Genomic DNA, 8,827 nt, shown 5'->3' with positions numbered 1-8,827 from the left:
GCGGTGCTGACGCCGGTTGGCGATGTTCAGCCAGACGGTCAGCTGGGTGTTGAAGTCGTCTGGTCCGGTGAAGGTCCGGCCGGGCAGGAATGACGTTTCCAGATAGCCGTTGGCCCTCTCCACCAGCCCTTTCGCCTCTGGATCACGAGGCCGGCAGAGATAGATTCTGGTGGCGACCAGGCCCGCGAACGCGGCGAAGTCAGCGGTCACCCTGCCGCGGCCGATGCCGGCCTCGTTGTCCCAGACCAGCATCCGTGGGACCGCGTTCCAGCAGGTCAGCAGCTTCCAGTGTCCGTCGATCAGGTCGCCGGTGGTGCGGGTGGGCAGCATCCGTGCGGCCATGACCCGCGAGTAGCCCGACACCATCACCAGGACCGGCGGGCGTCCGCTCTGCCCGTAGCCCAGCGGGATGTCGACCGGCGGGAACCACAGATCGCACTGGGCCAGCTCGCCGGGCTGATACGTCGTGCGCGAGACCGGATCAACAGGCAGATAGGCCGGCCGCAACTCGCGGACCCGGTCCTTGAGGACCGTCATGCCACGGTCCCAGCCGATCCGCTCGGCGATCACGGTCGCCGGCATCGTCGGCGTCTGCTTCAGCAACTCCCGGATCTGCGGCTCGACCGCGTCGACCGCCGAGCCCCTGGCCGGCCGGGAGTACACCGGTGGCCGGTCGGTGGCCAGCGCCCGCTTCACGGTGTTCTTCGAGATGCCCAGATGCCGGGCGATCGCCCTGATCGGCATCTGCTCGGCCCGGTGCAGCCTGCGGATCTCTGCCCAGTCCTCCACGGAAATCACCCTCTTCTCCTGACCTTCGATCAAGATCAGACTGGTCGGAAGACCACAAGACGGGTCAGTTTTGATCCGCCGTCAGAGGGTCACGATTCACCCGTCGCTGACATCAGGCCCGTCAGCAAGCACATACCGTGCTCACCGACGATTTCCTGCGACGCGAGTACCTCGACGCGCGGAAGACGGTCAGAGAGATCGCCTCCGAGACCCGTATCCCCAAAAGACTCATCAGCGAGGTGCTGAATCAGTCCGGCCTCATCGCTAGCCGAGAGCCATCGAGGAAGCCGATCGGCGATGAGCAGTGGCTCCGAGAGCAGTACATCCGGCAGGCCCGGACCCTGGCCAGCATCGCCATCGAGCTGGACATGAGCCCAACGACCCTGACACGCCGCCTCCGGGCCATGGGCATCGCACTCCGTCCACGCGGCGGACGCCGGGCCGTGAGCCAATCGGAACTCGACTCAGTACCGCCGCTGATCAGGCCGGCCCTCACAGATCGGCGCTGTTGGGGCCGCCTTCAGCGGTTTCGAGAAGCCATGAAGCATCGCACCCTCGCCGAGGCATCACGCCAGCTCGGCACCACTCGCTCGGTCCTTTACACCCAGTTTGCTGCCCTGGAAGGTGATTTGGGCGTCCAGCTCTACATCCGCCCCCGCCAGGGCGAATCACTCCGCCCCACCAAGGCCGGACAAGCCGTGATGGACGCGCTGACCGACAGCGAAGGCGCCCGACCAGGCGGCAACACCATCGAGACCGGCATTCCTCCCGCCTCCAGGCAGAACCCATGACCAGCCGATCGTCGGCGGTCGGCTATCGAACAGGACCGCACTCATCGACCAGAATGGTCGGCTCCGACAGGAAGACGTTCGGGTCGACGGGCCCATAGGCAACGTTGAACGTATCGAGCCAGTACGACCAGTCCCGTATTCCGGCGGCACTACTGAACCGATAGTTCAACTGCCAAGGGACCCAATGCCCCGGGACCAGACGCACCGCCGGCGGCCGCCGCGGGCGCGGCGGCAATCCGAACAACGGCTCCACACGCGCCAGCACGCGGAGCCGATCGCCCTCGTCCCGCAAGCTGAGTCCGACCTGGCGCAAGTCCCTCTCACTCTCGTGCGGCTCGAAACCGTCACGCTCGGACATCTGGATGACCTGGGCGAAGGAAGACGGCACTGGTGACACCAGGAACCCCGTTGGCGCTGAGTTCCTGCGGGCAGCAGCGTCACCGCCCCTGGAGTGCTTCGTCCAGGACGTCCTGATCCACTGAACCGTGATCTCCACTGGAACCGCCTTTCGCCCCGGACACTACGGCGACCACGGCCTGCACGGCACTCGGGTTTCGGCTCGCTGCCCGGCGGCCCGGAAGATTCTGGCTGAGACGGACCTATTGCACAGCGCTAGAGTCCAGCGGAGGAGGCGAAGATGGCGCTGAACAAGAAGGGTTCCCGGCGCATAACCGTTGACGGGATCGAGTACCGCTGGCGGATCCGCAGGAAGCCCTCCTACATGCAGGGACTCTGCTGGACACCGATGACCTATGCGGTTGAAGCGGCCAGCGGCAGCCAGCCGGGCACGCCGTTGATCGTCACCAGCGGTCAGGCCCATCCCAGTAACTGGGTGGGCGTCGAGACGGAGCCCATTCGTCCGGCTCACGTTGCTGCCAGCATTCGAGAGGCGCGGGATCAAGGCTGGGATCCAACCCGGGTCGGTTCTCCTTTCCAGCTCGACCGATCCGCAGGATTCATCGCCCAGCCATGAGACAAGGCGGAGTAGCGCGGTGCATCTGGCCCGGCATCATGGCCTGGTGACCACATGGATGCGCTGTTACTGGGACGAGGAAGACACCTGGTTCTACTTCGAGGTCGACGCCGAAGGCTGGGTGATCCGGCAGGTCGAACTCGAAGGGCCTGAGCTGACCCCGATCGCAGCTGCCTCCCTCGCCGAGTGGCAGCGGGCCCGCGACGCAGGCCGCCTCGACGAGTACGACAGCAGATTCGGGATCGCTGCCGAGCTGCCCGTCTCGGAATGGGAAGGCCACGACCCCGAACAACTCACCTTCGAGGAGTTCGAGGATGTCTGGGGCTCTGCCCGTCAGCAGATCGCATCCCGGCCCAGCTGACCTCTCGGCGCCGCACTGGTGTGAAGATCGTGGAACTCCAGCGCGACCCGTCGGCAAGATGAACCTCGGCATCGACGTTGCAGACCTCCTCGATCGCCTCGTCCGGTTCCACGAGGAAGAGCACCTGGAAGCCGGCGGCCCGAACCCGGTAATAGGGGGCCTCCCAGCCAGCATCAGAAGCCCGACCCTCAGATGCCGGGCCCGCCTGTTGCGGCATCGACGCCGTCACTGAAGCTCCTCACCCGGCGGTATGAAGGCGTCGGCGCTGTCGGCGTCCTCCACATGCCCCTGAGCATCGACCGTGATGGCAGTCGCCCGGCCCTGCGAAGTGATCAACCAGGCCAGCACCTGCTCCGTGAGAGGTGATCCACCCGGCCCTTCATCCGTCCAGTGTGCCCGCCATCCCCCACCGGGTATCGCGGCAACGACCTGATCGGCCCGCTCCAAGTGGGAGAAGTCCACGTAGTCCGTGACCTGGCGCAATGCCCCTCGCTGCGGGTCGACCACCAAGGCTGCCCCGGTTGCGGGATCCCATCCCTCCACACGCACCATGCGACCGATCTCGGTCTCAGTGCCATTGAAGATGGCGGTCCATCCGGTCTGATTGAAGTATCGGAGTTGCATGGCGTCGTGATCCCGGAGGTCCGGCGACCTGCTCGACCTCCGTGTCGTGGAAGCCGTGGTTATCAAGAAACCGGCAGGCCGGTGATGCTGATGACAAAGACCCGACGGACTGTGGAAGCGGACCCAGACATTCCTGTAGGGCTCACGGAGCTTGTGACCGACCGGCGGGCAGCCGGGCCAGCGTTGCTGCCACAGATCCGTCAGAAGCACCCGCACATCTCCAGTCAGTGGAGCCGCGACTGGCTCCCCAAGCAGGGGAGGCCGCCGAGCAGGTGGGAGAGAGCGCGGTCAGTGGATTTGATGCTTTCTATGCTGGTGCCCACGTTCACTCGTTGGGGGACTCCGTTGCCGGTGGGATACCGCACCGCCAGCAGTCGTTCGCGTGGTCGTCCTGGCAGACGTAGCCGATGGCACCATCCACGCACCATTCGGCGGCCTCCTCGGACAGCAGGTCGGGCCCGGCAAGGAGCAGCCGACGAAATTCCGTGGTGTCCGCAATGTCGGCCGGTCGGTTGGTGAACCACTCGTCGAACCAAGGCTTGTCCTGGTGTATGCGCCAGTGCGCATTCTCCCGGTCGTCGACAGCCGTAAGGAACCGATCGACGATGCGCCCCCAACTTGGTGCTCCGAACCAGCCGTTGTCGGACGCACAGAAGGATTCGATCAGGGTTCGCAGGCCGAACTCCTTTTCGCGAAGGCAGTACCTTCGCCCCCATGAGATCGCGACCTGTGCCATCTCTGCGAGTTCTTCTCGCGGATCAACCTCGTGCGCCGGGTCGTCAGGGTTGTGGCAGGCCAGCCCGAGCTCGAGTACGGACTGCCCTGTCGGTAGAACCCGGGACGGGTTGACGATCGCGAGACCGAGACCGATCCAGTCGACATGGTCGAACGACAGCATCGAGCACACGAGTCGGGTGGTTGCCGTGTTGATCCGCATCATTGTGCCGTCGTGGAGCGGACTCTTCCCGGCATGCCAGTTCTCGACGGGTGTGTTGCGCCACACGGCGAGCGTGATGCGGGTGGCAGCGAGCCACAGCAGGGCATCGTCGTCGAGGTGCCCGAACCGCTTGGCACACTCTTGGGCGCCGTAGGTGATCAACTCTTCCGGTTTCGGCCACCTGTGGCTGTCGGGCCCTTCAGGCCCTTCAGGCGCGTACTCGTAGTCGTCGGCGTACTCGTCGAGGATCGCGCTCAACTCGGCTGCGCTGTACGCCTCGCTGTACTCGGAGCTGTCCGGCTCCTCGACGGTGTACATGTCGTGGTCCCAGGAGACGTACACGTCGCCCCAGAGCACGACGTCATCGCACTCGCTGGCGTTGTCCGTCACAACCGGCCTGATGGTGATCGGAGCAGTACGCCCGTCGGTTCGCTCGCCGTCCTTCTTGGCGGCCCATGCGGTGATGATCCCGAGCGGCTTCGGAAGGAGAGGGCCGACCTCGGTGATGCTGAACGGCTCGTCGTCGTCATCGGTGTCGAACCGGCTGTTGACGAACGCGACCGCCTCGGAGGGCGTGCTGACGATGGACTGGGTACCACTCTGGTTGTCAACCACTCGCCACAACGGGCTGTTCTTCACGATGCTCTCCGATCGCGGTGAATGTACCCGGGGCGGGTGCGATGCACCGGGTCGCTCGATACTGACTCCGATTAGGTACTCAAAGGGGCCGGGCTGACAGGCTGCACTCGTGGCCCTCAACGATGCCTGGACGCTGGTTGGGCCGAACCACCCCCGAGCAGGCCAGGGAGGCTGCCGTTTTCCGGTGCTGGCGGCCTCGGGACCGGCCCCATCTCGCCGCACTCTAAGCGCAGGGTCTGACATCCGGACCGGGCAGCAGGTTCATGCGGTCGACAATGAGCGCATGGACGTCCCTGAGTTGCTCGAAGCAGCTTTCCTGTTGGTTCCGGAAGAGACCGCCACCGAGAATGACATCACGGTGGGAGACGTCTGGGACTACCTCGTTCACGACGAGTGGGAGATCGCCCTGGGTCTGCTGGAGGAGTTTGGGGAGGCTCACTCGCCCCCTTTGGCTTTCTGGGAGAAGCTCGCCGAAGCGGCTGATCAGCTCCAGCTGGAGCGGAGTGCGGCTTGGTGCCATTGGCGATGCTCCGAGCTCCGCAACGGCGTGATCAGGGCAGATTTGACGCTCCGCCCTGCCGCCGAGGCGCGACGCACGACGCCAATCTCCGGCGCGGGTGTTCTGCGGCCCATGTGGGACATCGGTCTCCTCTCACCCACCGGCGGACGTGCGGTCAGCATCGCTGGGCTCTGGGTTGAGAACATGCCCATACTGGAGCCCGGCGGGCGAGCCACGGTTCGTCTTGTGCCCCTCACTCCCTCCCACTGGACGCACGTCCAGCCCGGCCAGCAGATCACCATGCACGAGGACCGAGCCGTGGCTGGCACCGCAGTCATCCTGGAGGTTTGCCTCCCTGCCACCGTCATGCCCGCGCGATGACATGAACTGCTTGCCGGTGCACGTATCTCCGTACGTGGTGGTGCACTCAGACGGGACGCGGACAAGCGGTGCAGTCGGCTGGGCAGTCTGAGGAAATGACACCGATCTGAGACAGCCGCCTGCCGACACGTCGTGAGACTGGAGGGGAACGTCCAGGTCACAGCGTCGGCACATGACACCGAAAGTGAGAACCTACACGTGTGAGGATCGCCGCAGAAGTGCGAGGGCTCGCTCTGGAACGCGACCGCGGATGAGCAGGCCCGCGGATCTGCCTCCGCGCCCGTAATTGCGATGCGCTCGCCTGCGCCGTCTGCCACTCTCAACAACGTGTCCAGGTTCGACGATCTTATTGCCGAAGGTGAAGCCGTCCCTACCGAGGGGTGGGACTTCTCCTGGTTCGCCGGCCGAGCGACCGAACAGCGACCCTCCTGGGGTTATGCGAAGCTGCTCGCCGACCGGATGGCGAAGGCCGAGGCAGCGCTCGATATCCAGACCGGTGGTGGCGAGGTGCTGGCCTCGGTCCCGGCCGCTCCGCCTGTGCTGGCCGCGACGGAATCATGGCAGCCAAACGTGGAGATCGCTCGGCGGAACCTCGCCAGGTTCCGCGCTACCGTGGTCGAGGTCGACGACGCAGCCGATTTGCCGTTTCCGACCGATCACTTCGGCCTGGTGGTCAGCCGTCATCCGGTGGTCACCCGCTGGGATGAGGTCCGCCGGGTCCTGCACGCGAACGGCACCTACCTTGCCCAGCACGTGGGCTCGGGCTCGGTCCGCGAACTGACCGAATTCATGATGGGGCCGCAGCCCGCTTCGGCCCGCCCCTCCCCGGGCCCGCTGACGACCACATCCGGTGTCAGCCCGACGGCAGCCACGGCCAGTGCGGAAGCGGCGGGCCTCGAAGTCATCGACTTGCGCCAAGAAGCGCTCCGCATGGAGTTCTACGACATCGCCGCAGTGGTCCACTTCCTCCGCAAGGTGATCTGGACCGTCCCGGGCTTCACCGTGGGTGCCTATCGCCAACGCCTGGCAGAACTCCATGATTTCATCCAGCGTCACGGCCCCTTCGTGGCCTACTCCCAGCGCTTCCTCATCGAAGCCCGAAAGAACTGACCCGGCGGGAACAACACGAGGCAGCGGCAAGCGGTCCGGGCGCTTCCGCGCATCGCGTAATGGCGCGCCATACGGTCGACTCGGGTGCACCGGCACCGATAGACCTGACTTATGACCTCATTTCTGACAGAGCAGCTCCTCCCCGCCACCGAGCGGGCCCTTCTGCATCGCATCGCCGTCGCCCAGTCGGAGGGGCGCGTTCCGTCGCTCGTCGCCGGTGTGGCGCGCGAAGGTCAGTTGGTGTGGACGGGGGCCCGGCCCTCCGCCGATGGTCAGGGGTCCGGTGCGGAGACCCAGTACCGCATCGGCTCCATCACCAAGACCTTTACGGCCGTTCTGGTGATGCGGCTGCGGGATGCGGGGCTGCTCGATCTCAACGACGCTCTGGAGAAGTACCTTCCGGGGACCGGTGTCGGGGATGTGACGATCGCCCAGCTGCTCGGTCACAGCGCAGGGCTGAGTGCCGAGTCTCCGGCGCCGTGGTGGGAGCGGACGCCGGCCTCGCTGCGGCCGGGGCTGGGCGAGGTGCTGGGGGACCGGACGCGTATGCACCCCGTCGGCCGCCGCTTTCACTACTCCAACCCCGGTTACACACTCCTCGGTTCACTGGTCGAGGCGGTGCGCGGCGCGTCCTGGGAGGACGTTCTGCGGCGGGAGATCCTGGAGCCGCTCGGACTGCATCGTACGAGCGTTCAGCCGCAGGCCCCGTACGCGGAAGGCTGGGCCGTGCACCCCTGGGCCGATGTGCTGCTGTCCGAACCGGTCGAGGATCTCGGGCTGATGGCGCCGGCCGGGCAGCTCTGGTCCACCGTCGGCGACCTCTGCCGGTTCGCCGTGTTTCTCGCCGAGGGCGACGACCGGGTGCTGAGTGCCACGTCCGTACGGGAGATGTGGACGCCGAGTGTGCCGGCGGAGGCCGGTGACTGGGGCGGAACCTACGGTCTGGGGACGCAGATCCTACGGAAGGAGGGGCGCACCCTGGTGGGACACACGGGCTCGCTGCCCGGATTCGTCGCCGGGCTCTGGGTCGGCGTGGAGCACGGTGTGGCCGCCGCCGTGCTCGCCAACGCGACATCGGGACCGCCTGTCGGCGTTGTCACCGCCGACCTTGTGCAGATCGTCGCCGAGGCCGAGCCGCGCCTTCCGGAGCCCTGGAAGCCCTTCCCGGAGGCTGATCAGGAACTGCTGGCGCTGACCGGGCCCTGGTACTGGGGGACCCAGTCGTTCGGGCTACGGTTGCTCGCCGATCGTGGTGTGGAACTCCAGCCCTTGAGCGGAGTTGGCAGGGGAGCCCGTTTCACCGCGGAGAAGGACGGGACCTGGACCGGTCAGAACGGCTACTACGCGGGGGAGACTCTGCGAGTGGTCCGCGGGGAGGACGGATCCGTACGCCATCTCGACTGTGGATCGTTCGTCTTCACCCGCGAGCCCTATGAGCCGGACGCGGGAGTACCGGGCGGAGTCGATGCCGAGGGCTGGCGCGGGCTCTAGGCCGCTTCTGATGGATCTTGCTGGGCTCGCGTGCCCTGGCACCGCACTCCCCCTGGGCCTGGCGGCCCGGGAGGTACCCCCACGCTGCGTTGTCGTCGGTCACCTATGGCCCCCTGGGCCTTGCGGCCCGGGAGGTACCCCCACCGCATGGACTCCCTCCTCCGCCTTGCGATGCACGGCACCAGACCCCGCTCCCTGATCCAGCCTGATCCATCAGAAACGACCTAGCCGT

Annotated in this window: 10 protein-coding genes; 6 read left to right on the top strand and 4 right to left on the bottom strand. The window is 66.1% G+C overall.

The annotated features are described in order from the left end of the window. A partial coding sequence (istA, locus tag ACWEFL_RS31295) for an IS21 family transposase (protein ID WP_451719069.1) occupies positions 1 to 798 on the bottom strand: 798 nt, incomplete at its 3' end. Between the two features lie 128 nt (positions 799 to 926). Here istA and ACWEFL_RS31290 point away from each other — a divergent pair. Beyond that, a complete protein-coding gene (locus ACWEFL_RS31290) occupies positions 927 to 1,580 on the top strand; it encodes a helix-turn-helix domain-containing protein (protein ID WP_383814313.1) in 654 nt (217 codons plus the stop codon). A gap of 22 nt (positions 1,581 to 1,602) precedes the next feature. On the opposite strand, the gene ACWEFL_RS31285 is transcribed toward ACWEFL_RS31290, so the two are convergent. Further along, positions 1,603 to 2,076, bottom strand: coding sequence for a hypothetical protein (locus ACWEFL_RS31285; RefSeq protein WP_451719066.1), 474 nt, complete (start codon positions 2,074 to 2,076; stop codon positions 1,603 to 1,605). Positions 2,077 to 2,217: 141 nt separating this feature from the next. Between ACWEFL_RS31285 and ACWEFL_RS31280 the strand changes: the two genes are divergently transcribed. Continuing rightward, positions 2,218 to 2,553 (top strand): hypothetical protein, encoded by a 336-nt coding sequence (locus tag ACWEFL_RS31280; RefSeq protein ID WP_383813095.1) that lies wholly within the window; start codon positions 2,218 to 2,220, stop codon positions 2,551 to 2,553. 58 nt (positions 2,554 to 2,611) lie between these two features. After that, a complete protein-coding gene (locus ACWEFL_RS31275) occupies positions 2,612 to 2,914 on the top strand; it encodes a hypothetical protein (RefSeq protein ID WP_451719088.1) in 303 nt (100 codons plus the stop codon). A 225-nt stretch (positions 2,915 to 3,139) separates the two neighbouring features. Here ACWEFL_RS31275 and ACWEFL_RS31270 read toward each other — a convergent pair whose 3' ends face one another. Together ACWEFL_RS31270 and ACWEFL_RS31265 are read right to left on the bottom strand one after the other, a co-directional pair. Continuing rightward, complete coding sequence (locus ACWEFL_RS31270; RefSeq protein WP_018547596.1) at positions 3,140 to 3,538, bottom strand: hypothetical protein; 399 nt, start codon at positions 3,536 to 3,538, stop codon at positions 3,140 to 3,142. Between the two features lie 325 nt (positions 3,539 to 3,863). Next, a complete protein-coding gene (locus ACWEFL_RS31265; RefSeq protein WP_451719062.1) occupies positions 3,864 to 5,114 on the bottom strand; it encodes a hypothetical protein in 1,251 nt (416 codons plus the stop codon). 283 nt (positions 5,115 to 5,397) lie between these two features. Here ACWEFL_RS31265 and ACWEFL_RS31260 point away from each other — a divergent pair, with 283 nt between their 5' ends. From ACWEFL_RS31260 to ACWEFL_RS31250, 3 genes are all read left to right on the top strand, one after another. Further along, complete coding sequence (locus tag ACWEFL_RS31260) at positions 5,398 to 5,994, top strand: hypothetical protein (RefSeq protein ID WP_125055267.1); 597 nt, start codon at positions 5,398 to 5,400, stop codon at positions 5,992 to 5,994. Positions 5,995 to 6,321: 327 nt separating this feature from the next. After that, entirely contained in the window at positions 6,322 to 7,104 is a 783-nt protein-coding gene (locus ACWEFL_RS31255; protein ID WP_451719058.1) for a methyltransferase domain-containing protein, read from the top strand. A gap of 111 nt (positions 7,105 to 7,215) precedes the next feature. Beyond that, positions 7,216 to 8,595, top strand: coding sequence for a serine hydrolase domain-containing protein (locus ACWEFL_RS31250; protein ID WP_451719055.1), 1,380 nt, complete (start codon positions 7,216 to 7,218; stop codon positions 8,593 to 8,595). Positions 8,596 to 8,827 lie beyond the last annotated feature (232 nt).

The organism is Streptomyces sp. NPDC004838, from assembly GCF_053600955.1.
This window is presented reverse-complemented; position numbering and strand designations above follow the sequence as displayed.

Bases quoted from the DNA above. Each gene is read 5' to 3' on its own strand.
- ACWEFL_RS31280 (WP_383813095.1), top strand. From the start codon at position 2,218: ATGGCGCTGAACAAGAAGGGTTCCCGGCGCATAACCGTTGACGGGATC.
- ACWEFL_RS31275 (WP_451719088.1), top strand. From the start codon at position 2,612: ATGCGCTGTTACTGGGACGAGGAAGACACCTGGTTCTACTTCGAGGTC.
- ACWEFL_RS31270 (WP_018547596.1), bottom strand. From the start codon at position 3,538: ATGCAACTCCGATACTTCAATCAGACCGGATGGACCGCCATCTTCAAT.
- ACWEFL_RS31260 (WP_125055267.1), top strand. From the start codon at position 5,398: ATGGACGTCCCTGAGTTGCTCGAAGCAGCTTTCCTGTTGGTTCCGGAA.
- ACWEFL_RS31250 (WP_451719055.1), top strand. From the start codon at position 7,216: ATGACCTCATTTCTGACAGAGCAGCTCCTCCCCGCCACCGAGCGGGCC.